Annotated in this window: 23 protein-coding genes and 8 pseudogenes; 13 read left to right on the top strand and 18 right to left on the bottom strand. The window is 57.9% G+C overall.

Features of this window, described 5'->3' with window-relative positions:
* Nucleotides 1-2: 2 nt before the first annotated feature.
* A complete protein-coding gene (locus METAC_RS26670; protein WP_026605512.1) occupies nt 3-227 on the bottom strand; it encodes a hypothetical protein in 225 nt (74 codons plus the stop codon).
* Nucleotides 228-323: 96 nt separating this feature from the next.
* On the opposite strand from METAC_RS26670, the gene METAC_RS26665 reads away from it, so the two are divergent.
* The gene (locus METAC_RS26665; protein ID WP_026605511.1) at nt 324-509 is read left to right on the top strand and encodes a DDE-type integrase/transposase/recombinase; all 186 of its coding nucleotides are present in this window, start codon (nt 324-326) and stop codon (nt 507-509) included.
* Nucleotides 510-798: 289 nt separating this feature from the next.
* Nucleotides 799-1,401 (top strand): TetR/AcrR family transcriptional regulator, encoded by a 603-nt coding sequence (locus METAC_RS0100210; RefSeq protein WP_084143334.1) that lies wholly within the window; start codon nt 799-801, stop codon nt 1,399-1,401.
* A gap of 161 nt (nt 1,402-1,562) precedes the next feature.
* Here METAC_RS0100210 and METAC_RS21545 read toward each other — a convergent pair.
* Nucleotides 1,563-2,672 (bottom strand): annotated as a pseudogene (locus tag METAC_RS21545) (IS3 family transposase).
* 397 nt (nt 2,673-3,069) lie between these two features.
* On the opposite strand from METAC_RS21545, the gene METAC_RS0100190 reads away from it, so the two are divergent.
* From METAC_RS0100190 to METAC_RS26105, 4 genes and pseudogenes are all read left to right on the top strand, one after another.
* A complete protein-coding gene (locus tag METAC_RS0100190; protein WP_036255104.1) occupies nt 3,070-3,735 on the top strand; it encodes a hypothetical protein in 666 nt (221 codons plus the stop codon).
* Between the two features lie 57 nt (nt 3,736-3,792).
* A pseudogene (locus METAC_RS26115) lies at nt 3,793-3,960 on the top strand (ATP-binding protein); the annotation flags it as partial.
* A 139-nt stretch (nt 3,961-4,099) separates the two neighbouring features.
* A complete protein-coding gene (locus tag METAC_RS26110) occupies nt 4,100-4,600 on the top strand; it encodes a hypothetical protein (RefSeq protein WP_156898034.1) in 501 nt (166 codons plus the stop codon).
* The gene (locus METAC_RS26105) at nt 4,581-4,799 is read left to right on the top strand and encodes a hypothetical protein (protein WP_156898033.1); all 219 of its coding nucleotides are present in this window, start codon (nt 4,581-4,583) and stop codon (nt 4,797-4,799) included. The genes METAC_RS26110 and METAC_RS26105 overlap by 20 nt, the downstream gene beginning before the upstream one ends.
* Here the strand turns inward: METAC_RS26105 and METAC_RS26660 are convergent.
* On the bottom strand, nt 4,693-5,052 hold the full coding sequence (locus METAC_RS26660) for an IS110 family transposase (RefSeq protein ID WP_026605506.1): 360 nt from the start codon (nt 5,050-5,052) through the stop codon (nt 4,693-4,695). The genes METAC_RS26105 and METAC_RS26660 overlap by 107 nt on opposite strands.
* Before the next feature lie 66 nt (nt 5,053-5,118).
* Here METAC_RS26660 and METAC_RS25475 point away from each other — a divergent pair.
* A pseudogene (locus tag METAC_RS25475) lies at nt 5,119-5,725 on the top strand (integrase core domain-containing protein); the annotation flags it as partial.
* Between the two features lie 49 nt (nt 5,726-5,774).
* Here METAC_RS25475 and METAC_RS21515 read toward each other — a convergent pair.
* The 3 genes from METAC_RS21515 to METAC_RS25465 all read right to left on the bottom strand — a co-directional run bounded on the left by METAC_RS21515 (nt 5,775) and on the right by METAC_RS25465 (nt 7,800).
* Nucleotides 5,775-6,128 (bottom strand): hypothetical protein, encoded by a 354-nt coding sequence (locus METAC_RS21515; protein WP_036255101.1) that lies wholly within the window; start codon nt 6,126-6,128, stop codon nt 5,775-5,777.
* 305 nt (nt 6,129-6,433) lie between these two features.
* Nucleotides 6,434-7,201, bottom strand: a complete 768-nt coding sequence (locus tag METAC_RS25470) for an iron-containing redox enzyme family protein (protein ID WP_084143332.1) — start codon at nt 7,199-7,201, stop codon at nt 6,434-6,436.
* Nucleotides 7,202-7,239: 38 nt separating this feature from the next.
* Complete coding sequence (locus METAC_RS25465) at nt 7,240-7,800, bottom strand: HPP family protein (protein ID WP_084143330.1); 561 nt, start codon at nt 7,798-7,800, stop codon at nt 7,240-7,242.
* 372 nt (nt 7,801-8,172) lie between these two features.
* Here METAC_RS25465 and METAC_RS26100 point away from each other — a divergent pair.
* A pseudogene (locus METAC_RS26100) lies at nt 8,173-8,342 on the top strand (IS3 family transposase); the annotation flags it as partial.
* A 445-nt stretch (nt 8,343-8,787) separates the two neighbouring features.
* Here the strand turns inward: METAC_RS26100 and METAC_RS0100145 are convergent.
* Entirely contained in the window at nt 8,788-9,981 is a 1,194-nt protein-coding gene (locus METAC_RS0100145; protein WP_026605504.1) for an IS91 family transposase, read from the bottom strand.
* A gap of 6 nt (nt 9,982-9,987) precedes the next feature.
* Nucleotides 9,988-10,854, bottom strand: a complete 867-nt coding sequence (locus tag METAC_RS21505; RefSeq protein ID WP_051335257.1) for a tyrosine-type recombinase/integrase — start codon at nt 10,852-10,854, stop codon at nt 9,988-9,990.
* 165 nt (nt 10,855-11,019) lie between these two features.
* Here METAC_RS21505 and istA point away from each other — a divergent pair, with 165 nt between their 5' ends.
* Both istA and istB read left to right on the top strand, forming a co-directional pair.
* Complete coding sequence (istA, locus tag METAC_RS0100135; RefSeq protein ID WP_026605503.1) at nt 11,020-12,534, top strand: IS21 family transposase; 1,515 nt, start codon at nt 11,020-11,022, stop codon at nt 12,532-12,534.
* Nucleotides 12,531-13,304 (top strand): IS21-like element helper ATPase IstB, encoded by a 774-nt coding sequence (istB, locus tag METAC_RS0100130; protein ID WP_026605502.1) that lies wholly within the window; start codon nt 12,531-12,533, stop codon nt 13,302-13,304. Before istA ends, istB begins: the two co-directional genes overlap by 4 nt.
* 814 nt (nt 13,305-14,118) lie before the next feature.
* Here the strand turns inward: istB and METAC_RS27370 are convergent.
* The 6 genes and pseudogenes from METAC_RS27370 to METAC_RS0100070 all read right to left on the bottom strand — a co-directional run bounded on the left by METAC_RS27370 (nt 14,119) and on the right by METAC_RS0100070 (nt 17,937).
* Nucleotides 14,119-14,649 (bottom strand): annotated as a pseudogene (locus tag METAC_RS27370) (CHAD domain-containing protein).
* Nucleotides 14,646-14,897: a CYTH domain-containing protein gene (locus tag METAC_RS0100115; RefSeq protein WP_026605501.1), complete on the bottom strand. Its 252-nt coding sequence runs from the start codon at nt 14,895-14,897 to the stop codon at nt 14,646-14,648. Before METAC_RS0100115 ends, METAC_RS27370 begins: the two are co-directional and overlap by 4 nt.
* Nucleotides 14,898-15,231: 334 nt before the next feature.
* Nucleotides 15,232-15,639, bottom strand: coding sequence for a type II toxin-antitoxin system VapC family toxin (locus METAC_RS0100105; RefSeq protein WP_026605500.1), 408 nt, complete (start codon nt 15,637-15,639; stop codon nt 15,232-15,234).
* The gene (locus METAC_RS0100100; protein ID WP_026605499.1) at nt 15,636-15,887 is read right to left on the bottom strand and encodes an antitoxin; all 252 of its coding nucleotides are present in this window, start codon (nt 15,885-15,887) and stop codon (nt 15,636-15,638) included. The genes METAC_RS0100105 and METAC_RS0100100 overlap by 4 nt, the downstream gene beginning before the upstream one ends.
* A 534-nt stretch (nt 15,888-16,421) precedes the next feature.
* Nucleotides 16,422-16,661, bottom strand: coding sequence for a hypothetical protein (locus tag METAC_RS0100085; RefSeq protein WP_026605497.1), 240 nt, complete (start codon nt 16,659-16,661; stop codon nt 16,422-16,424).
* Between the two features lie 631 nt (nt 16,662-17,292).
* Nucleotides 17,293-17,937: a class I SAM-dependent methyltransferase gene (locus tag METAC_RS0100070; RefSeq protein WP_026605495.1), complete on the bottom strand. Its 645-nt coding sequence runs from the start codon at nt 17,935-17,937 to the stop codon at nt 17,293-17,295.
* A gap of 144 nt (nt 17,938-18,081) precedes the next feature.
* On the opposite strand from METAC_RS0100070, the gene METAC_RS0100065 reads away from it, so the two are divergent.
* Both METAC_RS0100065 and METAC_RS0100060 read left to right on the top strand, forming a co-directional pair.
* On the top strand, nt 18,082-18,489 hold the full coding sequence (locus METAC_RS0100065) for a transposase (protein WP_026605494.1): 408 nt from the start codon (nt 18,082-18,084) through the stop codon (nt 18,487-18,489).
* Between the two features lie 61 nt (nt 18,490-18,550).
* Nucleotides 18,551-19,021, top strand: coding sequence for a hypothetical protein (locus METAC_RS0100060; RefSeq protein WP_026605493.1), 471 nt, complete (start codon nt 18,551-18,553; stop codon nt 19,019-19,021).
* 684 nt (nt 19,022-19,705) lie between these two features.
* Here the strand turns inward: METAC_RS0100060 and METAC_RS26095 are convergent.
* From METAC_RS26095 to METAC_RS25450, 3 genes and pseudogenes are all read right to left on the bottom strand, one after another.
* Complete coding sequence (locus METAC_RS26095; protein ID WP_156898031.1) at nt 19,706-19,873, bottom strand: hypothetical protein; 168 nt, start codon at nt 19,871-19,873, stop codon at nt 19,706-19,708.
* Nucleotides 19,874-20,244: 371 nt separating this feature from the next.
* A pseudogene (locus tag METAC_RS21500) lies at nt 20,245-20,837 on the bottom strand (ATP-binding protein); the annotation flags it as partial.
* Nucleotides 20,834-21,554 (bottom strand): annotated as a pseudogene (locus METAC_RS25450) (Mu transposase domain-containing protein); the annotation flags it as partial. The pseudogenes METAC_RS25450 and METAC_RS21500, both read right to left, overlap by 4 nt.
* A 367-nt stretch (nt 21,555-21,921) precedes the next feature.
* Between METAC_RS25450 and METAC_RS0100025 the strand changes: the two are divergent.
* The gene (locus METAC_RS0100025; protein ID WP_156898030.1) at nt 21,922-22,530 is read left to right on the top strand and encodes a TetR/AcrR family transcriptional regulator; all 609 of its coding nucleotides are present in this window, start codon (nt 21,922-21,924) and stop codon (nt 22,528-22,530) included.
* 301 nt (nt 22,531-22,831) lie between these two features.
* Here METAC_RS0100025 and METAC_RS0100020 read toward each other — a convergent pair.
* A pseudogene (locus tag METAC_RS0100020) lies at nt 22,832-23,037 on the bottom strand (transposase domain-containing protein); the annotation flags it as partial.
* Nucleotides 23,038-24,469: the final 1,432 nt, after the last annotated feature.

The raw sequence follows: 24,469 nt of genomic DNA, 5'->3' as shown, positions 1-24,469 counted from the left end.
TGTTAAAGAGCCTGTAGTCGTCTGGGGCCGATTGCTTCGATCGAGACGAGATGAACGCGGGAGGAGCGAATATCCTCGAGCAGGCTTTGGCGCCAACGGCTAAGGCGTGGCGTATTGGATGCAAACTCGTCGTTTGGAGATAGCGAACCCGGATGCAGAGCATAGCTGACCTTTTCAAGGGTTGTCATGTCGACCGGGAGATCATTGTCCTCTGTGTCCACCGGCATCTCCGGTTCAAGCTCAGCTTTCGCAATTTCGTGGAGATGATGGCGAGCGGGGCGTTGTGCTCGCCCATACGACGATCATGCGCTGGGTCCAGCGCCATGTTCCGGAGTTTGAACGGCGCTGCGACCGCTTCGAGCGCCCGAGCCGGCTCCTCTTGGCGCGTCGACGAAACCTGCGCGAAGATCGAGGGCCTCTGGACCTACCTCTATCGCGCGGTCGACAGCGCGGGAAAGACGGTCGATTTCCGGCTCCGCGCCAAACGGGATGTCGTGGCGAAGCGGTAAGCGATTTTCCTGAGCGCAAGTCTCAGACTCGCACGCCGCATCCATCCAGGGAACGCCTTCAGGAATTCAAAAGTCAGGTGCAATCCACCGGTTGTCCAGAATATCCCCAATCTGGGGGGTATCCTTAATCAACCGGAGGTGGCAGATTGCATCGAATGCTGCGACTCGGTAGGTAGGTCAAATAGGTGCTTTTGGCACGTTTCTCGAAGCTTAAAACGCTTAGCTTTCGGCGGCATACTTTTTTATCGGAGCGCATTTTGAACATTGATGCCAGCAAGAGTCCTAGAATATGGTAATAGATGTTAGGCGAACCGATGATATTGTGTCGGTTGCGGCTTCACTCTTTAGAGCAAAAGGATATCATGCGACGTCAATGAGTGACGTCGCAGAAGCTTGCCGTATCCAGAAGCCTAGTTTATACTATCACTTTGCGAGTAAGGAGGATCTTGCGATTGCTGTTATGAAAAGGACTCAAGAGTTTTTCGACAGCCACATATTTATTTATGCATATGACGAATCCTTGTCGTCGCAAAGTCGTCTTCTAAAACTTAACAAGGCACTTGAGCAATACTTTTCAATTAAGGATAGTGGTTGTGTGTTCGCTAATTTTGCGATTGAGACAATGGAGTCGATCCCAGACTTTTCAGATCCTATTCGACATTATTTTAACTGTTGGTCGAAGGCATATCAGGCAATTTTCCATAAACTATATAAAAAGGACGAGCTTGAAGCGCTTGCCGACGGCTTTGTGTCAGACTTACAAGGTGCGCTTATCATGATGAGGGTTACGGGGAAGGATGCTCCTCTCCGTAGATTATCAGCCCGCCTACTCGAGGCGTCACACTTCGATGCATCGGCTAAAAAGAAGGCTTCTTTGAAGCTTTCCGTATGATGCATATACAGGGTGTCGACCAGTGACTATCAGGATACATTGAATTGGATCTGCGGTACTTTGAGCGACTATGGTGCAAACAGTGGAGGTGGGGCATACCGGGCGAAAACTCGCCGTTTGGAGAGAGCGACCGAGCTGCTGCCGGTTTCGTGGACAGGCAGTTAAGCTAATCCCACCTTCCTTTCGAACTCAACCGGGCTGAGGCAGCCGATCGTCGAATGTCTGCGGACCGTGCTGTAGAAGCGCTCAATGTAGTCGAAGTCGTCGGCCCTGGCGGCATCGCGCGTGCGGGAGACCTTCCTGCCGAACCGCTCGGTTTTGAGCAACGAAAAGACGCTTTCCATCGCGGCGTCGTCGGCCATCAGGCGCTGGAACTGTTCGCTCGTATATTGGCTGCCGCGATCCGAGTGATATAGCAGGGCGTCCGGCTTGCCGCGACGCCAGATCGCCATCATACGGGCGTCGGTGACGAGTTGGGCGGTCATCTCGGCCTTCATCGACCAGCTGACGACCTTTCGCGAGAAGAGATCGATGACGGCCGCCACGTAGAGCGAGCCCTCGGCCGTCCAGACATATGTGAAGTCGGCAATCTATTTGCGGTTCGGCTGATCGGCCGTGAACTGCCGGTCGAGCGCGTTCGGCCCCGCGACCGAATACGAACGTTCGCCCTCGTCCTTCGGCAAGCCCCGGCGGCGCGGCCGCGCCCGCAAGGCGTTCGCCCGCATCAGCCGCTCGATCGTATAGCAGGCCGCAAGAAACGCCTTCCGCCAGCGCGTCGCGCCAGACGCGGCGAGCGCCGTAGGTCCGGGCGCTGCCGACAAAGCTCGCGCGGATCTTCGGCGTCAGCTCTTCGTCGGCTTTCGTCCGCGCGCTCGGCCCGCGTCGCAGCCAGGCGTGAAAGCCCGAGCGGGATACGTCCAGCGATTCGCAGAGCCACGCCACCGGCCAGACATTCCGGTGCTTCGCGATGAAAACGAACCTTGTCTCGCCTCCCTCGCAAAGAAGGCTGCGGCCTTTTTTAGGATGTCGCGCTCCGCCCGCAGTTTGGCGACTTCACATCGCAGGCGCTCGATCTCGATCTGTTCGGGCTTCGCCTGACCGTGGCCCGGGAAGGCCTGCGCGGGATCGGCGCTCGGCGCCTTCGCCCAACGGCGCAACATGTTCTCGTGAATGTCCAGATCGCGGGCCTCCTGCGCAACGCTCACAACCCGTTCGCGAACGAGACGAACCGCCTCGACCTTGAACTCTCGAATGAACTGGCGCCGCTCCATACTCCACCTCCGGCTTCGTAAAACACCTCATCTCAGTGTCCACGAAGCCGGCAGCAGCTCAGTCGCCGTCTGCAGAAGCCCGACGACGGATCCGACTGGAAAATGAGTGGCCGAACAAGCTGGCCAATCGACACAGGGCATTGCGCTTGCGAAAGCGCTCTGCACTTCCAGCATCTCCTCGGCCATCCGGTGGCGCAACGGAAACAGAATAAAGCCAGCTCCCCATATCGCCGATTTTAGGCGGACAGCGATCGCGGCGATAATCGAAGCGCGAGCAGTTTAAATTTAGCGCCCTACCAGACTTTGCGCGTCTTTCCTGTTAAGGTGACTCGGCCTGTCGTCAAAGCCAATTATTTCGAATTTGATGATGGTGAATTATGGATCAGGGACGGCTGAATTGACGGAGATAGATGAACAAAAGAAATTTTTACGAGCGCAGATCCACAGCCTTTTGACGCGCTGTTCCAAGTGGAGCAGGGGGGGCAAGATTGGCCTTGTGTTCGGCGGTTTATTTGTCGCGGCCATTGCGGAGGCCGCAACGACTCTGCTCGACCCAGCTGAAAAATGGGTAGTTTACATCTTCCAAATTATTGTCTTCGCCCCGGTCTTCGCGGGCGGCTTCCTGATGGGCTTCCCGAATGAAGGCCACACACCCGTTATCAAAAGCGCCCGAAAACTTGTCGGCGCAATCAATGACCGCGACGAAAGTACTTCTTCGGTGGGAGAGAACTCTGAACGTGTTGCACATATCTACGCGATTGCAGCTGCATTGCGCATGGTAGTTGAGGGTGTCGCTGCATCAGGGTCCGACAGGGAGAATGAGCAGGAACGCCGTTTCGCAGCAATGTTTGACACGATCGTCGCCGACAAGGCCACCCTTGTCGTGGCTAGCGAGGTACGGGACCGGTCCCGCTTCCGCGACTGCGGCGAAGAGACCGCTCGATGCCCAGAGGAGTCCCTGATAGCTTTGGCCAAAGCCCTTGCTTTGGTTATCAGAACCGCCGATCAATTAAAGGAAGAGGCGGGACCCTCGGATCATTCTCAGCTAATCCTTAAGGAGTGACCAAAATCAGCCGATCGAAGTGCGGCCGCTGAACATCACCACAAAAAAGTCTGCATCTTCGCCTGGGTCGACCTCATCAACGCACTCGAGCAGGAAAAAGCCCTGAACAAGGCAGGCCAGTTGGTCGAACGCCTGCTGCGCCTCGACCTCATTATCCTCGACGAGCTCAGATATCTCCCGTTCAGTCCATCTGGGGACGCCCTCCTGTTCCACCTGCTCAGAAAACCGGGCACCTCCAAGAACCGATGCTTTCAAGCGATCGAAGGAGGTCAGCGGCTTCCTGCGCCGATCGGATTGATGCGGGTTGGTTTACTCGAAGCGGCCTTGGCCGCCCGCCTTCGGGCAAGGCCGAGGCGATTTTGCTTTGCAGCCAGACCGCGCGGCGCATGTTGTTGGAGATATCGGCGAGCCCGATCTTCACCTGGGCTCTGGCGATGCCAATGGTTCGCACGACGAGCCTCATAGGTCTCTTCCGATGCGCAAAGACGTGCTCGACCTTGGAGCGGACTTTCGATTTCTGCGCTTTGGCGATGTGCTGCGATCCGGCATCTGCTTGCCCTGGGGCTTCTTGGGGCGGAACAAGGCCGTCGATCGCAGCAGCCTGCATCGGCGCCTCGCGAAAGGCCCAGATCGTGTTGGCGCTCGGCACCGCATCGGCCAGGCCCATGCCCGACAAACGTATAAACGACAGCCGGTCCTAGTTCAAATACTCGGCGCGCTCATCAGAAAGCGAATGCGGCGCCGGCAGGATCAGTACTTTCAACATCAGGACGTGATCGAACGGCAGGAGTCCGCCTTTCGAGCGATCGGCGCGGGGCATTGCCGCTTTCGACTCGGGCCAAAACGTGGGGAAGATCGAGTTTGAAGACGCCGACGCCTTGACGGATGGCGACGCCGTATTCGAAACAAAACGCGCACGTCTGGCAGAGCAAGCCGGTTCGGGCAGCAACCAATTGATCACGAATGCGATGCAGCGTCCGCATGTCCACCTGCTCTGGGGTCTTGATCTCGACGAACCGCTTTGTCGGTCGCGTCGTTCTTGTTCGATTTTACATACGGCTTGACGAATTGCTCCGGCAGGATGCGAACCGTGTGGCCCATCGCACGGATTTTGCGGGCCAACCATTGCAAGCCCCCACATGCCTCCATTCCGACGATCGTCTGCTTCGTTCGCGCAAAAAATTGCAACAAGGTCTCGCGCCGAAATTTCGCCTTTTGAATAGGCATGCGTGCGGTGTCGACCCCAAGGACGTAGAAGATATTCTTGCCAAGGTCGACGCGGTAAACGGCGGCGTCGCGCGGCTTGTTCCGAATCATGCCGGTCCTTCTCGTCCAGACGCCTCATTCTGCGGCGGGGGAACAAAGCGGACGATCCCATTACATCTAAGCCCCGTCCGACGCCGGGCCTGCGTCGTTAAGGTGGGGTCGGAACTGAAGGTGTCGGAGCGTCGCGCCTGCGCGGTGCTCCGGCGGCCCCGGTCCGCTCAGCGCAAGCCCGCGCGCGGCCGCGACGCCGAGGCGACCTGACCGCCGACATCGTCGAATTCGCTAAGCCTTATGGCCGCTACGGCTATCGGCGGATCACGGCTTTGCTGCGCTGCGCGAGCTGGACGGTGAACGCCGACAATGGCCCGGAATTCATCGACGAGACCTTGCGTGAATGGATCGCCGCCGTCGGCTCCCAGATGGCCTATATCGAGCCTGGGAGCCCGTGGAAAACGGCTACTGCGAGAGCTTCAACAGCAAGCTGTGGGACGAACTGCTCAATAACGAATTGTTCTTCAGGCTCTCCGAAGCACAAGTCCTGATCGAAGCCTGGCGGCGCCACTACTACGCCTTCCGCCCGCGCAGCTCGCTCAACTATCGACCTCCGACGCCCGAGACAATCGTCCCCCGGCGCTGCGCGCTCAAGCCATGGGCGAGCGCGCCAGCTATTGAAGGCGCGCTCTCGCCCAGCCCAACTATCGTGTCAGCTAGCCCAATGCACTAACGTTGTGCCTGAATCATCCGCCGGGGGCGGACCACCCGAATTCCGTCCCCTACGCTTTCGAACTGATTCCTATAACTGGGCCTTCCACCTCAAAGCAAGGCACACCGAAATTATTTATACCTTCTTCGGAAAGGAAACGCCGCAGCACAATCAGACAGTCAGCTGCTTGTGTTAGCTCGCGTAGATCGAGCGAAGCACGGATATCCGCAATGATCGCTTCGCAAACAGACTTCCGCCCCCGCTTACTATGAAGCATGTAGCTAGCATAGAGGGATTCATGCACGATGGTTGGAGTGACGCCCAATATCATTTCATTCGAATCCAAACCGCAAAGAGCTGCGCATTCCGCGATCGTGATTTGGTTATAGGTCGTGACCGACCGTTCGATGGCGACAGGTTGCATTGAAATCTCTCGTGTGCTGGAATTGCGAACGGCCGTAGCGTGGGATTGGGCCATTGCGTTTGCTATCCTACCACTCCCCAAAGCGAGTTTGGCAGAGCATTTTCTTGCAAAATTAACACGCATAGATGACCCGATGTAAAAATGCCCCTCAATTAGTGAAGCATACATCGTTCGAGAACGGCAAATGAGCCTGGAGCTGGAAACAAAGTCAGGGAACGAAGGGCTAAATATAATTTAGCGATGTCTCAGGCCAGCGGGCAACAGTCTATAATTGTCGTCCGCTAGGCCGACGCCTCCGCGCTGTATCAGTGAGGTGGCGAGCTAATCAAAGATCCATCAAGATTGAAACGTGGATGATAATCAACGCCAATCCAGGAATGAATCATATCAGCCCAAAGGGCTATCCCTTCCAGCGCTTTGGCAAGAATATGCCGCGCCCGCACAGAAGATGGGTCTTGAACCTGAATGAAGTCAAGGCCCATGATGCTATGATGTTCATCTGCTTCAACGTGTATATCGAAATAGGCATCGCCGGCGCCGATCTCACGCATTTTGGGGGCAACCGCCTTAAAGAAATCATTCGAGCAGCGTTCAATTCCGCTGTTGATTGCAGCCAACCATTTGTCGCGATCCTGCTCGGCAGCCAGTCGATAGGCGAGATTTATGCAGGCGTTAGTTTCCAGACCAATAATAGTTGCATCAATTTCGTCTGGACTTGCAATTATTTTGTGCCGCAACATCCATCGCAGAAGCATCTGATGATGATCCGCTTCTCCAAATGCATGTTTTGCATAAAACGGCATCATGTAGTTTTCAGAAATTGGAGTTAGGCCGAGCATCAAACCCATCACCTTCGGAAAGGTTGCCGAATGGAAATACAATTGGGTTGCAATCGGCTTAAATTCCATTGGCGACCGCATCCGGGAGATATGATCGTAAAATGGCATTTTGCTCACTAAGGCGCTTGCCCGGAAAATGGGTGCCACTATCCATTCATGGCGCGCTTCCAATTCACTAATCTTCGTGAAATCGGCATTCTGATAGATTGCGAGTTCTCTATTTCCAACTTGCATATTTGTGCTTCCTTGCGCTTAATCATATGTCTGAAGTGTTAAAGCCAATGTTTAGGATATGCGCGGTTCACAATAAAATTATTGTAGACAAATGCCACGGTGACTAGCGCGCATGCTCCAAGCAGAGTCGGGATTATTAAGAACGACCAATTGGGAGTGCTCAACATTACGATAGCGGCATTTGAACCCGCTGGAGGGTGCGCTGTGCGCGTGAGCTGCATCAGCGCAATCGAAGCAGCGACGGCCAAAGCCATGCTCCACCAATGAGCGCCAAATAGCGATAGAACGATAAGTCCGGTCGCCGACGCGAGAAAGTGGCCGCCGATAACGCAGCGCGGTTGTGCGAACGGTGAGTCTGGAAACCCGAAAAGGATAAAACAGGATGCACCAAAGGAACCTAATACCCAAGGGAGCTGGCTAGCTGCCGCCGCGAACGCGACAACAGAAATTGCGATGAAGGCGCCGAGGAAGGCGATTGCCACCTGCCGCAGAGGAGGTCTCGATGGGTAGGCCTCATTTCCGATTGGAACCTTTGCGTTCACTGGAAATGTGCTCCAACCTCTACTATCTATACCCGTTAGTATGCCTTTGTTTAGCATGGTTATTATATTCCTCACTACGTAGGGGCCGAATGAGAATAGGTTCGTTTAGAAAGCCTGCGCGAACCTTGCCACGTCAAAGCATCCATGAGGCAGTACAAGCGGGATTGAAAGGGTGCATGAGGGGAAGATCGGTTTCGGTGGCCAATCTTTTTGCTCCATGACTTCTAACCGACGCAATGTACCGATTGGTACATTACAAATTGAAGCTCATCTCGAGACGCCATTACGGCTCAGACCAATAAGGTAGTAGCCATGCAGCGCTTGCGCGATGCATGGCATTCTAAAGGGAGCGCCGACAATTCCGGTCGGCGCCCATTGAAGCAATTCATCCAGTATGTCTGACCGCGGATCATTTGGAATGATGGAGCGATGGGAATAAAGAGCCACAAGCCCGAGGAGATTGTCGCCGAGCTCCGTCAGGTTGATGTCCTTACGGCGCAGGGCAACTCGATCGCCGGGGCAGTGAAGGCGATCGCAGTGACGGAGATGACCTATTTCCGTTGGCGTCCGGATACGGAGGCCTGAAGAGGGAGCAGGTCACGCCGCAATGGTAGCCACGCCTTACGCTTGAGCAATCAACTCCGACCCATGATAGTAAGCGTTGGCGCTAAGCGGCCTGCCGTAGTGAAACTGAACGAACGGCAGATCTCAGGAAATTCGTGAGCGCTCATAAACGGCCGGGATGGTGAAGGTTTTCGGCTGCCTTCAGGCGTACGAAAACCGCCCAAGCACGAACCCGCGGGCCTGCGGCAACGGTCTATGGGGATTTCAGGTTTTGCCTGAGGGCGATGACCGCGCCGCCGAGGCGGTGACGACGCGGACGAGGACGCGGCGAGTGAGACTTTGCGCCGGACGGTCGCTGGATTGGGAGCTGGCCGCATGCGAGGTTCAAGTCTTTTGTCACGGAGTTGGCGAAGGGCGTGCAGATGGCGGTCGCCGGAACAAGGGACGTTGCGGCGGGAGGTAAGCGTAGGCCGTGCCGGGTCACGACGGGGGCCCGGGCGCCGCGGGAGCGCGGGGCGGCGCGCGCGGCTGCATCCAGCGCTCGAAGGTCTCGATGATGCGCATTCGCCCGCCGCAGCAGGGACACGGCAGGAGCCAATCGAGCGGTTCTGGCGCTTCGACAGGTTCTGGTGGCGCCGGCGCCACGGTAAGGAGATCGCGGGCGCACGCTATATTGGCCTTCCGTGCGGAGCTGGCGAGCAAGCCGTAATGGCGGATGCGGTGGAAGCCATGTGGCAGGACATGGAGCAGGAAACGGCGGATGAACTCGTGCGGCGCGAGCGTCATCACGCGCTGCCGCTCCGGACCATCGCGGCGGTAGTCCTTGTAGCGGAAGGTGACGCCGGTCTCATCGTAGGCGATCAGACGTTGATTAGAAATGGCGACCCGGTGGGTGTAGCGCGAGAGATAGGCGAGCACAGCCTCGGGGCCGGCGAACGGCGCCTTGGCATAGACCACCCATCGCTTCTTCCAGACTGGCGCAAGATGGCGCAGGAAGCGGCGCTGGTCGGCTAGATCGGCGTGAGCGCCGAAGAAGACGAGCTTGCCGGCATCGTGCAACTCGATCAGCCGGGTGAGAAAAAGGCGGCGGAAGAGCGCGCCCAGCACCCGCACCGGCAGGAGGAAGGCCGGACGCGACGATATCCATCGCCGCCCATCGAGTGAGATGCCGCCGCCTGGCACGATCATGTGGATATGGGGATGATGCGTCATCGCCGATCCCCAGGTGTGGAGCACGGCGGTGATGCCGATCCGGGCGCCAAGATGTCTGGGATCGGCCGCGATCGTCATCATCGTCTCCGACGCCGCCCGGAACAGCAGGTCGTAGACGACCGCCTTGTTCTGCCAAGCGATGTCGACGATCTCGGCCGGCAGCGTGAAGACGACGTGGAAATAGCCGACCGGCAACAGGTCGGCCTCGCGCTCGGCGAGCCAGGCTCGCGCGGCGGCGCCTTGGCACTTGGGGCAATGCCGGTTGCGACAACTGTTATAGGCGACCCGAAGGTAGCCGCAGTCGTCGCAGCCCTCGACATGGCCGCCAAGCGCCGCCGTCCGGCAGTTCTCGATCGCCGACATGACCTTGAGCTGGGTAAGGCTCAGGTGACCGGCCTGAACGGCGCGATAGCCGGCCCCTTCCGCTCGGAAGATATCGGCGACCTCAAGCGAGGCGCCCAAGCCGGTTCAGTCGCTATGCTCCTCGCCCTGCATCAGCGCCGCCAAATGTTCGAGAGGACTGGTCACTGAGTGGATCGTCTTGGTCGCGACGCGAGCGTAGAGCGCGGTCGTATCGAGCTTGCTGTGCCCCAACAGGACTTGGATCACACGGATATCGACATCCTGTTCCAGCAGATGGGTGGCGAAGCTATGGCGCAGCGTATGGGGCGACACCCGTTTCCTGATGCCAGCCGCTTCGGCCGCCTCGTGGATCGCGCGGTTGATCTGCCGGGTTGAGATCGGATCGCCGTGACTGCGTCCAGGGAACAGCCAGCCATGCGGCAGCATGACGCCGCGTCGTTTGCCTTCCTTCCACCACAGCCGCAACAGCGTGAGTAGCTGGGGTGAAAGCATGGCGTTGCGGTCCTTGCGTCCCTTGCCCCGTTCGACCCGGATCAGCATGCGCGTGCTGTCGATATCGTCGACCTTGAGGGTGGCCACTTCGGACACACGCAGGCCCGCGCCGTAGGCGGCGCCGAGTATGGCCTTGTATTTTATCCCTGGCGCCGACTCGAGTAGTTGGCCGACTTCCTCGACGCTCAGCACCGCTGGCAACTTCCGCGGATAGCGCGCCAGGACCAGGCGCCGCGACAGATCCGGCCGATCGAGCGTCACGGTGAAGAAGAAGCGCAGCGCCGAAACGGAGCAGTTGATGGTTGGCGGCTGCACCCCGCTCTCACGCTGGTGAACCTGAAACCGGCGAATATCCCCGGCCGTCGCGGTATCCGGCGCCTGTCCGAGGAAGGCTGCGAAGCTGCGCACAAAGCGAATATAGTCGCGCTGCGTATCCGATTGCGCGCCGACAATTAAACTGTCCGGTTCAACGACAACTATCTTGGCCGGTAAGGTCGTCCGCCAGCGCCGGTTGAAGGGAGGGGCGAGCCCCCGACCGGAGATCGGCGCTGGCGGACGACGGCGCTGTTAAACTCCCTTCTGGGGGCATCTGCCGCTCGGCGTCGAGGGTGGTATCGCGGCTCAATCAACCAAAGATTGAGCTCGATGCCGAACCCTCATATTTCCGACAGACAGGTGATGCGCTACATGGCTTCGCGTTCACAGCACCATAATCAGGCAGCCGCCGCGGCAATGGCCGGCATCAGCGAGCGCTCAGCGCGCCGCATTGACAAAGATCCGCGTTTTCCGTCCCAGAAGAAGCAGCCGCGAACTTGGCGAACCCGCCCGGATCCACTGGAGACTGTCTGGCCGCGGGTTCTGGAGATGCTCAAAATCCCCGGCATCATGGCGGTGACGATTTTCGAAGAGCTCCAGGATGAGCTCGGCGCCGAGGTTCTCCCAGACAGCGTCCGCCGGACGCTTGAACGCCGCATCGCCAAATGGCGCGCCCTTCACGGCGCGGACAAGGAGGTTTTCTTCCCTCAACGCCATGATCCCGGCCGCCAGGCATTGTCCGATTTCACCGTCGCCGACAGCCTCGGGGTCACCATCGTCGGCGAGCCCTTGCCGCATCGCCTTTATCATTTCCGGCTGGCCTTCAGCGGTTGGGAGCACGCGCAAGTGATCCTTGGAGGCGAGAGCTTTTCAGCCGTCGCCGAGGGGCTGCAAGATGCGCTTTGGAAGCTCGGAGGCGTCCCGGAAGAGCATCGGACCGACTCGCTGTCGGCCGCCTTCAAAAATCTTGACCGTGACGCCCAGCTCGATTTCACCAAGCGTTATGACGAGCTGTGCCGGCATTACGGCATGAAGGCGACCCGTAATAATCCAGGCGTGGCCAATGAGAACGGGAGCATCGAGGCGGCCAACGGCCATATCAAGATCCGCCTCGACCAAAGGCTCCGGCGGCGGGAGAGCCGAGATTTCGTCAGCCTTGAAGCCTACCGCGCCTTTGTCGACGGCGTCTGCAGCCGTTACAACGCCCGTTGCGCGACGCTCGTCGCGATCGAGCGCGAGAAGCTCGAGCCCTTGCCCAAGCGCCGGACGACCGACTTTGCTACGGTGACGGTGAAAGCGACGCGCAATAGCACCATCAATGTCGATCGAGTCATCTACTCCGTCCCGTCTCGCCTGATCGGACACATGATCGAGGTGCATCTCTTCGACGATCGGCTTGAATGTTTCCTTGGGCCGGATCCGGTCATGCGCATGGCGCGGGTGAGAACGGACGGCAAGCGCGCCCACTCCATCAATTATCGTCACCTGATCGGCTCGCTCCGGCGCAAGCCGCAAGCCCTTCGATATCTCGTCTATCAAGAAGCTCTCTTCCCGAGCGCCCCATATGCCCGTTCGTGGGCGGCTCTCGACGCCGGCTTGGCCCCCAGGCATGCATGCCGAACCATGGTCGGATTGCTCGTTCTGGCAGCATCCGGCGAAGCCTGCGAGACGGCTTTGGCCGCCCGGCTCGACGCCATCCTTGACGCAGGCCTGCTACCCGACCTCGGCGAGCTCAAAAAGGAATTCCAGACCGCGCCACATCAGTCCCGCGACGTCACCATCCCTCCGCCAAACCTCGATGACTATAATCTGCTGCTGCCTTCCGCGTGCGAGGTGCGGCCATGACCGACACGACCATTCTTCCTTCCTTGCTGGCCACCCTTCGGCTGCCCAGCATCGCCCGCAATTGGAAGCGGATCACCGAGGTCGCCAATCGAGATGGATGGTCGGCCGAGAAGCTGCTTGCCACGCTGATGGAGATCGAAGTCACCGAGCGGGCGTCACGGCGCATCCAGCGCTATCGTGATCAGTCCGAAGCGCCAGCCGGAAAAACCTTCGCCAGTTTCGACTTCAAGGCCGCGCCGGGCGTGCGCAAGCAGCACCTTTTGGCGCTGGGCGCCGGCGGAGACTGGATCAAGGATGGCGACAATCTCTTGGTTTTTGGTCAAAGCGGCACCGGCAAAAGCCATGCCCTGGCGGCCATATGCCATACGCTCATTGATGCTGGAACCCGGGTTTTATTCAATCGAACCATCGACATCGTTCAACGGCTGCAGATCGCGCGCCGTGACCTCTCCTTGGTCAGCGCCCTCGAGAAGCTCGACAAGTATGATCTCATCGTGCTCGACGACCTCTCGTATGTTCGAAAAGATCAAGCCGAGACCAGCGTCTTGTTCGAACTCATCGCGCATCGATACGAACGCCGCAGCATCGCCATCACCGCCAATCAGCCATTTTCGGCTTGGTGCGAGGTTTTTCCAGATGCCGCAATGACCGCGGCGGCCGTCGATCGATTGGTCCATCACGCAACCATCATCGAGATGAATGGCGACTCTTACCGAAAGCGCTCCGCTGTCCGCAGAACAACGAAGGAAGAACCCGGCGCATCGGAATAGCCATGCGCGGCCAAACACCCTCGCATGATGGAAACATAATCGCCGGCCACAGAGCGTCTGCCAACATAAACCCGTGCTTTGATCAGCGACAGTTAATGTAGTTGTCGCTGCGCTAACCTGTTGCCAAACGACAATTAGATTGATACCTCTATCAGCGCTACTCGACGATGGCCCCTGCCGGCCAGTTTAATTGTCGATGACCGGCCATCATAATTGTCGTGTGTCAATCCGATCGCAGGCCGCGCATCGCCATATCTTCGAGCATGCGCTGCCGCAGCGCGCTGACGGGGCGTTCGACAGATGAAACGGACATCGGAAGTTCCTTTCATGATGAAGGGAACTCCATGCTCAAGGCGCCGCCACGCCTCGCTCAAGATCTTATGGAAAACGCGCTACCTTGCCAGCTCGGGCAATCCCGCGAAGCGGGTTCGTGCATGGGCGCAATCGCGACGTCATTCACGTCGCCCCCGTGCTTAGCCAGGCGCATCGTCGTTCTTGCATCCAAAGCCCGGGAGCTTTGACGTGTAAAGTCGCATCGTCCGGCAAAGCCGGCCTCACCGTTTAGATTTGCGAATATGAGCTCTGCGATAGCTTGTTTGCCTTGCAAATGTGTGATGGGTCGTATGCGACGCAGTTCGGACAGTCCCAGAATGAGTGGATCTGTTTGAAATTATCCCACGTCGTCACTAGATTTTCATCTGCGGTCGTGGTCTTTCGCCCACACCAATCGAGAATTACGCCAGCGGCTCGCGCGACCTGGGGATCGCGAATTTCATCAATATCTTGCAGCGGGCGCGTAGCGCTCGCTGCGTCATTATATGCACCAAGAAGATCCTGAAGCTGGGTGATTTCTCGGATGTAAGTTCGAGCGCCAAAAAAATGAGCTGAAGAATCCCACGGCATAGCGGAGGTTCTTCAGGACCAATCGGAGCCCGTGTCGTTCTTCGGGCGACTTCAGCGCCAAGTGCCTACCTCGTTTGAGAATACGCCTGTGAAGTCGCTCCAAGGCCTTACAAGCGAAAGGTGCTGCCGTCCCGCCAGGCTACTGTTGGCCAGCGCCCGACAAGCCGCGCGGCCGAGAACAGCGCACCATGGCCGCTTGCAAGTTCAGCACGAATCGGGTCGTGTCCGAGTCATTAATTGCATCTCGGGTGTTAGCGTATGCAGCTGAGCGCCGGCTGTCGACATTGCTCAACAAGGCTTTGAAACTATTCGCTAGCGCATGCTGAGCGAGGGGGCGGTCTTCGATCAACTCTCGACGCGCGTCCAAAACGCGGGCAGGCCCCAGGCCCGAAGCGATGTGCTGTGCCGCGGCCCGGAAAATGTCGAATTCAGCCCAAGTCAGAACCCGATCGAAAAACCGCGGAGCAGTGCGCGATCGACGACAGCCACGTGCATTTGGTGGATTGACTCAGGGTGAGAGGTTTCCGTCATCGCGGGCCAGTTTGCGACAAACTGCCCAAGTGCGTTCGCGATGACCGTCTGGATGACCTCGCCGAGCGTTGCGTCGGTGGAAAACTGAACATTTTCCTCCCGGACAGGTGGTGGGTTGTCGCCCGTCGCGAGCATAAAGCTGCGGGCAGACTTGCTCATGATTTCAAGTCAGACCGGCAACGAGTCCGCAAGACGGTCCGCCAACTCATAGAGCGCCGTCGCTTCACCGGACTTCAGCTCCAGTTCGATTACCGTCAATTTCTGCCGGCGACCGTCTTGGTCCGCTTGCGAATTCAAAATCTCGTATTCGGCCGAAAATCACATTCATTGAATTTCACTCGGCCAAGCTTTGCATTGTTGCAAACACATTCAAATCCGGATAGCCGAAAGAAAGGCGTCTTTATTCCTCGCACTCCGATCGAGAGGCAAGCGACAAGCAGGTTGCTTCTTTCTCTATCCGGTTTCGTAGGCCAGCCGCTCTTTCCGCGCGCCGTCATGCCGCCCAGTCCGTCACCACGAGGCCCTGCACGCGCTCGAATTCGCGCCCATTCGCCGTGACGAGCGTCGCGCCGCGCCTGCGTGCCTGCGCCGCGATCAGCACATCGTAGGGGCCAATCGGCGTGCCGGCGCGCTTCAAATAGGCCCGGATGTCTCCGGCATGTCCGGCGTCGTCGGCGTCGAAGGATAGGATCTCGATGCCGCTTGCGACCAGCATCGCGATCTTCTCTTCATTGCCTTGGCGCCGCTGGCTCGCCGCCGCGCCGAACATGAGCTCATGGAGCACGATGCTGGACATGAAGAGCGCGGCGCCATCGGAACGCGCAGCGTCGAATCTGTCGCGCACGACCGGCGGCTGGGCATTGAGGAGCGCGATGGCGACATTGGCGTCAAGATGAATCATTGGTCGAAGACGCGCCGCTCATCGGCCGGCAAGGCCGGTTGTTCGCGTCCTCCGGGCATGAATTGCTGGTCGCCGAGCGAGTCGATGATGGTCCATGGCGTCGCCTTGCTCTCCGGCGTTATCGGCTCGAGCACGACGCGGTTGCCGATTTTCGTCACGCGGACCTCGTTGCCCGGCATGCGGAATTCTTTTGGTAAGCGCACGGCCTGGCTGCGGCCATGCATGAACAGCTTTGCGGTGTCGGCCATAGGGTCTCGCCTCACGAAATATCTATCATTTGATAGATACCATTCCGCGGGGGCGTCGGTCAATGCAAATCGTTCATGAGTGGGGGGCTCCTTGAAGGGGAGAGATCCTCTGCAGCCGTCTATGATGCAAGCCGTGCCGAGAGCTCGCCAGCTCACCGCAGAACGGGCAGGGGAGCTCCCCAGCGCCACGCGCCGAAAGGATCCAGCGGCCCGCGCGCAACTCGACGACTCCGACTTCAATTTCAGGACCAAAGGCCAGCTTGATTTTCTTTCGCATGCCTTCCTCTGCACGGAAGACACGACCTTAGCAATTCGCTCCGCAGAAAGTGACGAAGACCCTCATTAACTGCCATCTGACATGCGCCTCCGCATGCTCCTTGAATCGTTTTCAGGGGAAGGCGTTGAAAGCGAAAAATATGTCGCTCAAGCGAACGAAAGCGCAATGTTCGGCCAATGAGCAAACTATTCTCATTTTGTCGGTTGGAAGAACTAACGAAAAGTCAAATTGCACCGCTTTAGTTACTGCAGCGTAAATCACAAATCGTTTTGGACATAGATCACATCAATTTCATAATCGTCGGCGATTTCCGAGGCTTTTCGTATAGCGACATCTGGCGCCAAGTGCCTGTCCGTTATTGTTTTTACAGGCGTGTCGTCTTTGATACAAATTATGTCCGTGACGACGCTATTATTGGGGGCAAGTCGCGTGTTGACGACGACGCGGTCTCCAGTTGGATACTCGTCATCGCGCGAAAGTATTTTAATTTCCGGCACGATATATTGCTCCGACAAAAGCCAAACTTGGCGATAGCTGATCGTTGCGATAACCGCCTTAATTTCATTCTTTGCTATCGCCGTTAAATTTGGCGCGATCGTCGACCTTCAGCAACATATTACCGTAGCAAGCCTGAAGCCATTCGGCGAACATGGATCGTGTCAAATAATTGGGGCTGGCGCATCGCGGTTGGCGCGAAGGTTCCGGCCAATAGGAAGCCTTAACGTAAATCTGCCGGCGAGGTTCATATGGCCACAATTGGAAATCAAACCAATGCCCGAAGCCCGTTTCCAACACGCCGTGCCCGCTATGCGGAATGAAAGACACGTCGTATCCGAGCAATAATGTAGATCCGGCGCAATGTCGTCCAAACCGTCCCCCGATGATCGACGGGGCGGGGTCGACCGCCGAAACGATCGCCTTTGCGAAGAGACGGGGAGGAATCAGGGACGTCAAGTCGCGGCCGGGATATGATTGCGATCTCGCGGCAGCCGCCGTTTTATCGATCAAGGTCCTCGACGAGAGGAGGATTGCCCAGTTCGGCGGCCGCCTCTGGTAAAGCGATTGCGGTTGCCATCGACCTCGCCGTTGCGGGCGTTCGGATTCGCGACTTGAGTTTCAATGTGGAACTCATGGACGCGGCCCGCGGGCTTCCCGCCGCCAGACGCTCGCAAGCCAGGGTTGTCTTTCCCGCGGCTGGCCGGTCGGGCGGTAATAATGGGTCAGTTCAGCGAAGCCGGCCGCCGACAGGTACCGGCGCCAAGCCTCCAGGTCATGATATGCGCCATAGCTCCCACGGCTCCAGCCTTCTTCATTTCGTCCGTGCGGATTCGAGCTAAACAGCACGCCGCCGGGTTTCAGACAGGCATGCAGCTCCAGCAAGACGCGCGGCAACTCCTGGCTGGGGACGTGAAAAAGCGTCGCGTTGGCGAATACGCCATCGAAATGGTTCTCTGGCAAATCGAGCTTGAGAAAATCTTGCCGCCAAACTTCGCAGCCGCTGTGGGCGCGCGCCATGGCGGCGAAGCGTGGGGCGCCTTCCAAACCTATCGCGATATGGCCGAGTTTGGCGAAGACCATCAGGTCGCGCCCGGGCCCGCAGCCAAAATCGAGGAGCCTGAAGGGCCGTTCGCCCTCGATATATTGCAACATTGTCGCGACGTTCTGGCTGACGTCGTGACCGCGCGTGCCTTCCCAGAAATCTTCGGCGCGTCGGTCGTAATCCTCCAGCGTGAAGGCGGCAATCTTTTCCAGGTCTTGAGGCGTTTGCTTCATGTTGGGTTCGGACCCGTCATCTTGAATGGGCCTTGATGATAGGCTTGGCGCGTCCTCATGGCTATTTTGTTCGCTCCTGACGGGCCACTTGTCCGGAAGCGCTGGCCGAAGGCGCCGGCCATTTAGCGGTGAGCCAAAAATCTGGTGCGGTCGAGCGGCTGTCTCGAAGACGAATGGCATCGCAACGTTGAGGTCATCTGGCTGTTGCGGAGCTTTAAGCCGAATTTCACGACCATCGCCGATTTCAGGAACAACAATCGCGCCGCATTCAAGAAGATTTTCCGGCAGTTCGTGATCCTGTGCGGACGGCTCGATCTGTTCCGACGTGAGTTGCGGGCGGTTGACGGCACGCGCATCAAGGAGGTCAACAATATAGACCGGAGCTTCCCGACGAAATCGCTGCAAAAATTCATTGAGACCGCCGATAAGAAGCTAGCGGACTATCTGAAACGGCTCGACGCGGACGACGCCCGGGAGCGCGCGACTGGCGGTTCGCGGGGCAAGAATCTGGGGGAAAAGATCGAGACGCCGAGAAAGAAGCAGTCAGCTTGATTTTTGCTAGCGTCCATTCCATTGCAGGCAATCCATGAAGCCTTGATTTGCGAGTATCGAAATGGCGGCGACGGCAGTAGAGGCAATCAATCATTTCATCAAAGCCAGAGGCTTTCGAGAAGGGGAAACCTTTTTATTCGCGTCTCTGCAAATCCGCTATCCTCACCCAGACGAGTTGCGCGCCGTTTTGAAGCAGATGGGCGAAGAGGGTGTGATCGTAAACACCTCTGAAGGCTCTTACAAAATGACGATGGCTGGATATGTCAAATTCTTTGGCGCGCCGCCGTCGGAAGACGATACGATCCAAGCGATCATGACCGAAATCGGTACGCGCGGCATAAAAATCGGAAAATCGTTCATTTGGGCGCCCGTGCAAGAGAGCCTGGTCCTCAAACGCTTTCGCGACGGCGACCTCAAACCAGCTTTGGAAAAAATCTTGACGAACCGCTGGCTGGAAAACGCCTCAATGCCCGGTTTCTACCGGCTGACGGACGCTGGTTTTACGGCACTCAACACGGGCAACGCCGAGTAGCGAAGATCTTACCCTGAGGTGACAAAGCCATCGTTTCGAAGGGCGATTGGCGCTCGGCGTCATGAATCGCTCAAATCGCGCGTACTTCGAGACGGGCTCGGCGGGACGGGTCGAGGCGGAAGAGTTCAGTGTGCTCTTTTGCAAAGCCGCTTCATAGCAAAAATCTTGCAGCCCGGGTGAGAGTGGCGTCGGGTTGACAATCGCCAGTGGCTTGGTCGGGATTTTGGCTTGGGTTCGTGATTTCCCGCCAAAATCTGCTTCTGACCTCGCTTGAACTTCGAGGACCGACCTGAAGCGGCCCATGCCTCCCGATCTGGCGCTAGTCAAGGCTTTTTCACACCGCCGCGACCGCCCTCACCATGCCCTAGACGCTGATAATATTCAGCGCTGGTCGTAGATTGTAGGCGAGCGCCCTTTTGCAGGCCGTGCATGAGGAAGGCTCTCTGATTCATCCATTGCTTGATTGCGCCGAAGGGATGCTCGCTGATCTCGCGGCGCCGGCAGAGAATCCTCGGCCTCGCCTTCAGCCGCTCCGCCATGCGATCGTGCGCCTCCTCGTTTTCGAGGCGCGAGACAGCGCGAACATCCTTGGTGCAGCGCGGACGCAGGGCGCAGGCGCGGCGGGGTTTGGCATTGCCGTAGGCGACCTTTTCAATTCGCGCAGCTTGCCTTCGCGGATCGGCGTCAGCGCCTGCCCGGTCGGACAAATGTAGGCATTCTGTTGCGCGTCGTAATGGAATTCGTGCTTGGGGAAAAGCCGGTCTTCACTACCGGCCCGCGTTGCGGGCGCGGCACATGCGGCATCAGGCCGGCTTGCTCGCCATACATGAACAGCTTTGCGGTGTCGGCCATGGGGGCTCGCCTCAGGAAATATCTATCATCCGATAGAGATCATTCCACGGCCGCGTCGGTCAATTCAACGAACAACCCATCGAGCTTCGCGCCGAAAAGGACTGGGAGAGGTGGCCGTAATGCCGCATGGCGACAAATTGGACGCAACCCGCCGGAAGCGATCTGCTCGGACGCGAGAACGCCACGGCCTCTTTTTTCCTCGCTCCTTCGAAAATCACTGGATTCTCGCGCTTCACCGTGACGTCGGCCCGTCAAGGCGGCCCCTTCAAAAATGGTCGCCGCCGCCGATCGCGGCGACTGCGGAAAGCCGCCGTAGGCGGCGACGACGATCTCGCGAAACGGCGCGCCGTCGGGAACTCCGAGGATGGCCTTCGCAGGTGGCGGAGTTGGTCGAAGAGATTGCCGCCGCCCGGAATGACCGGGAGGTAGCCGATCTCATCGACGATGAGCAGGCGAGGCGGCAGAAGAACCTGATTTTCTCGCGCAGAACTCCCTCGCGCTCCGCCTTGGCGGGCGCGCCGATGATGTCGGCGAGGCTGCCGAAGTAGACGCTGCGTCCGGCCTTCACGGCTTCGACGCCGAGCGCCAGGCTCAAGTGGCTTTTGCCGGTTCCAGGCGGCCCGATTAGATGCAGGGCCTCGGCGCGATCGATGAACTGCAGCTCGGCGATCGCCATGATGCGGTTCCTGTCGAGCGAGGGCTGGAACGAGAAGTCGAAGCCGGCGAGGGTCTTGATGGCGGAGAGCCGGGCCATGACGAGGGCCATTTTCACGCGCCGGTTCTCACGCAGAGTGAGCTCCTCGGCGAGCAAGGCGTCGATGGCTTCGAGCGCGTTCATTTCGCCGCGCTCGATCCGGCGCAAGGTGGCGTCGAGGATTTCGATGGCGCGCGGCATTTTCAGGCCGACCAGGCTCCGTTTGATGCGGTCGACGACGGAGGGGACGATCTCGGCATGCGCGGTCATCGCGTCCTCCCCTGGCCGGCGAGGCGGCGGCCGACCGCCTCATAGAAGTCGAGGGAGCGTCGAGCGACGCGATCGCCGGCGCGGCGGCAAGGGCTTGCGGTGGGCGGGATCGAGGCGCCTCTGGTCGCGCCCCTCGAGCGGCGCGTGGCTGGCGATGAGAACGCCGGCCACGAAGATGCGGATCTCGTCAGCTAGGACATGAATGTCGAGGACGCCGCGGCGCGTCGTATTCGGCACGCTGTACAGATTGCCGCCGGCGCTCACCGTGCCCTCGTGCGAGACCCGCCTTTCGAGCTTGAGGACAGTTCGATAAGGGGCGAGCGGCAAGGGCTTTAGGGCCGCCTTCTCCCCGGCGAAGGCCTCGTTGACGACGCGCTACGTGGTCGCATGCACGCGCGGATTGGCGACCGCATCGAGCCAATGCCCGCAATAGGGCGTTGAGATCGTCGAGATTGCGAAAGGAGCCGCCGAGGAAGAAGTCTTCGCGAATATAACGGAACGGCCGTTCCACCTTCCCTTTGTTTTCGGCCGGTAAGGCTGGCAAGCGCGGGGCTGGAAACCATAATGGCGGGCGAGATCGACAAGCGCGCGATTATAGACGACGAGGCCGTCAGCGTCTTCGCCGATGACCGCTGTCTTCATCCGATCGTAGAGGATTTCGTGCGGCGCGCCGCCGATCGCCTCGAGAGCGGCGATATGACAGCGCAGGACGCTCTGCGTAGCGAGCGCCGCCCTCTCTTTACGGACAATGTAGGAGAATTCCGCCGCGCCCGCGGCCTGAGAGTGGAGAATTGGCTCAGTTGAGGCAAACGTTTCGTAAATTCCAAAACCCGTATGTGAGGGGGACCCTTTCTTAGGGGCTGTCAGGACCTATCTTCCAAAATACAAATTTAGTTGGGGCGCGTTGCTCCAGTTTAGCTTAAGCATAGGCATTCCAATACGCGTAGCGATTTAGATCCATTTTAGGTGTAAGAAATTACAATATGAAATAATATTAACTTGAATGCGTACTTTTGCGAATCCATATGGATATGATATATTTCTTCCCGAAAAGGGTGATTGTTTTTTCATTTAAGTTTTTGAGATGGACATCATGAAGGCGTTAAGCGCTCAGAGAGAAGTCAGTACGCAACTCAATATAGTTGAGGTGGCTGAGCGCCTCTTTCGCCAGATCGGCTTTCAAAAAACCACGGTAGCCGACATCGCTGGCGAGCTCCAGATGTCGCCAGCCAATATTTATCGCTTTTTTTCAGCAAAAAACGCAATCAACGAGGCGGTAGGCCGCAACATCCTGCGCGAGATCGAAAGAGCCGTCGCGGAAATCGCAAGACGGCCGGGTCCTGCCAGCAAGAAATTGCGGGATGTCGTCTTAGCGATCGAAAATCTCAACGCGCAGCGCTTCCATTCGGATCACAAGCTTCATAAATTGGTCGAGACGGCCTATAATGAAAACTGGGCGATCTTACGCGAACACTTCGACGCTCTCGATGAGGCTATAACGCAAATTGTTCGTCAGGGCATGTCGGCGGGGGAGTTCCTACCCGGAGACGGCGAGCTCGCCGCAATTCTTATCCGCAGCGTCTGCATTCAATTCTTCCATCCGAGCTTGCTGGCGAACGCCGCGCAAGTTCCTAAGCCAACGGTTGATCAGATGGTCGATTTTTGCCTCAGGGCGCTTTCGAGGGACGAATGAACCGAAATGACATTTAGTGCAATATATCAGGCAATATAGGACTCATATAACAAAGTCTGATTTGATCGCGAGCGTCTCATAGTCAGCAACGCCTGTCACTCTGCTAAGCTGAGACGGAAGACTGCGGGGACGTTATGGCGAGCACACTTCATGGCGGCTTCCGAACAACGCCGGGAGTTCGAGCCTAACTGCAAGCGTCGAAAGAGGTGGCGAGCGTCCTCGCCAAACGGTATAGGCGTGAGCGTGTTTTCACCGCCGCAAGATTTTATACTGCTTGATGCTGAGAGCTTTGGCTCCGCCTTCATGGCATGAGTTCGTCTATGCGGGTGTTTGCCCATCCTCTGGCAATTTTTTCATGACACCGGTAATGTAGGCGAATGGCTCGATGCCTTTCAGCTTGCAGCGCTCGATGATGGAATAGATGGCCGCGGCACGTTGGCTGCCGGCTCGTGATCTGGCGAACAGCCAGTTGCGTGGCCCGATGGCGACGTCTCGCAACGCTCGTTCGGCGATGGCCTGCGCGCGGATGCGCGTCGACCCAAAGGTAGTATACTACTTGGCCGAGAGATCGCGCTTGAGCCCCCGCTCAAGTTCGTTGGCAAAAATTTCTTTCAAATCAAATGGGCGTTGGTCGATGCCGACAGACCCGTGGCGTCGCGACCGACGAGTGCGGGGAGGCCGCGGCGAAAGTGCCCTTAGAAATGTCCTTCAGATGCAAGGCCGGGATCAGCACCTCGAGACTCTTCGAGCGGCGGACGTAGGACGACTGGATTGATGGCAAGAAGCGAATGCACTCTGCCCGTCGCGCGCGCCGGTCGCGGACACGCGGTTGAGCACGCCAACCCGGCCGATGCCGGTTGAGATCATGCGCTCAAGCAAATCGCTGTGGCGGACTAGCCGCCGCTGCCCGTCCTTGATCAGTTTGTCGGCACGGATTTCGAAGAAAACTCGCGACCTCAACGTCGACGGTATGGACGATTAAGTTTTGTGTAGCCCCGCTGCAACATCTCGTTCAGCGCATCACAGAAGGCTCCTGGCTGAGCCAGCTTGAGGACATTATCCTGGAACACGGCGTAGCGCTCCTTCGGTGGAGAAGTGGCGGCTGGCCCCCCATGATACGCGGCCTTTCTCCTACGCCGTCACCAACTTCCGCGCATAGCTCTGACGGGTCGGCAACTTGGGTCTGCTGAAACTTGGAGATGTGCCCATAGTAAAGCCGCTGCTTCCTCGTAAGCGCTAGCAATGCACTCAAATGCGCGCCGCTCTGCAGTTGGTCTCGGCTCTTGCCCGTCATATTGAATTATCGCCGCTCGCTCCTCCCAAGCGTCCCGAAGATCATCAGGAAATTTGGCAAGAACCTTACGCCAATCCGCAGGAATGGCGTGTCGCTCTTCCGCTTCAATCGTTTTGAAGGTCACGGTTGCGCCTCCGCGTCATAGAAGATGTTCTTATTGTGTTCTCAATCTCTTGTCAAATCTCAGATGGGCGCTAACCGATCCTTTTTGGTCAAATTGTCTTTGGCTGCCATTTGGGAGCAAAGAACCCGACAATCGCGTCGAGACGAATCGCATTGGGGGCGAACTCGACTGAGGTACGGCTTTTTTTGGGAGATCAACCCGGCAATCTGAGTGCGTCTGGTGAGCAGCACCTAATTGATGCGGTCTTCCGCCATGAGCTGCCTCCATCTCGGACAAATTCAAATTGATCATCCCCGGGTGGCCTAGGACTTTTCAGTCCGACGATAGGTGTGTTGGCGCCACGAAGTCGGACGAACGAGCGAGTTGGCATGCTCTCAACGAAGGTCCTCAAGGCCTGCGCAAGGGCGCTTTGGTAGCGAAGAGGCGACGATAGGTTGGAGGCGATAGCGATCCAAAGGCATGATGGCGCCCTGCAGCCCTGGCGCGAAGTCGGTTCGCTTGGGCGTCTATCATTCAATCAA

The organism is Methylocapsa acidiphila B2 (genome assembly GCF_000427445.1).
Taxonomy (GTDB): domain Bacteria; phylum Pseudomonadota; class Alphaproteobacteria; order Rhizobiales; family Beijerinckiaceae; genus Methylocapsa; species Methylocapsa acidiphila.
This window is presented reverse-complemented; position numbering and strand designations above follow the sequence as displayed.

Coding starts and splice junctions, on each gene's coding strand:
- METAC_RS26670 (WP_026605512.1), bottom strand. CDS start 227: ATGCCGGTGGACACAGAGGACAATGATCTCCCGGTCGACATGACAACC.
- METAC_RS26665 (WP_026605511.1), top strand. CDS start 324: ATGTTCCGGAGTTTGAACGGCGCTGCGACCGCTTCGAGCGCCCGAGCC.
- METAC_RS0100210 (WP_084143334.1), top strand. CDS start 799: ATGGTAATAGATGTTAGGCGAACCGATGATATTGTGTCGGTTGCGGCT.
- METAC_RS26660 (WP_026605506.1), bottom strand. CDS start 5,052: ATGATTCGGAACAAGCCGCGCGACGCCGCCGTTTACCGCGTCGACCTT.
- METAC_RS21515 (WP_036255101.1), bottom strand. CDS start 6,128: ATGCAACCTGTCGCCATCGAACGGTCGGTCACGACCTATAACCAAATC.
- METAC_RS25470 (WP_084143332.1), bottom strand. CDS start 7,201: ATGCAAGTTGGAAATAGAGAACTCGCAATCTATCAGAATGCCGATTTC.
- METAC_RS25465 (WP_084143330.1), bottom strand. CDS start 7,800: ATGCTAAACAAAGGCATACTAACGGGTATAGATAGTAGAGGTTGGAGC.
- istA (WP_026605503.1), top strand. CDS start 11,020: ATGCCGAACCCTCATATTTCCGACAGACAGGTGATGCGCTACATGGCT.
- istB (WP_026605502.1), top strand. CDS start 12,531: ATGACCGACACGACCATTCTTCCTTCCTTGCTGGCCACCCTTCGGCTG.
- METAC_RS0100115 (WP_026605501.1), bottom strand. CDS start 14,897: ATGAGCAAGTCTGCCCGCAGCTTTATGCTCGCGACGGGCGACAACCCA.
- METAC_RS0100105 (WP_026605500.1), bottom strand. CDS start 15,639: ATGATTCATCTTGACGCCAATGTCGCCATCGCGCTCCTCAATGCCCAG.
- METAC_RS0100100 (WP_026605499.1), bottom strand. CDS start 15,887: ATGGCCGACACCGCAAAGCTGTTCATGCATGGCCGCAGCCAGGCCGTG.
- METAC_RS0100070 (WP_026605495.1), bottom strand. CDS start 17,937: ATGAAGCAAACGCCTCAAGACCTGGAAAAGATTGCCGCCTTCACGCTG.
- METAC_RS0100060 (WP_026605493.1), top strand. CDS start 18,551: ATGGCGGCGACGGCAGTAGAGGCAATCAATCATTTCATCAAAGCCAGA.
- METAC_RS26095 (WP_156898031.1), bottom strand. CDS start 19,873: ATGGCCGACACCGCAAAGCTGTTCATGTATGGCGAGCAAGCCGGCCTG.
- METAC_RS0100025 (WP_156898030.1), top strand. CDS start 21,922: ATGGACATCATGAAGGCGTTAAGCGCTCAGAGAGAAGTCAGTACGCAA.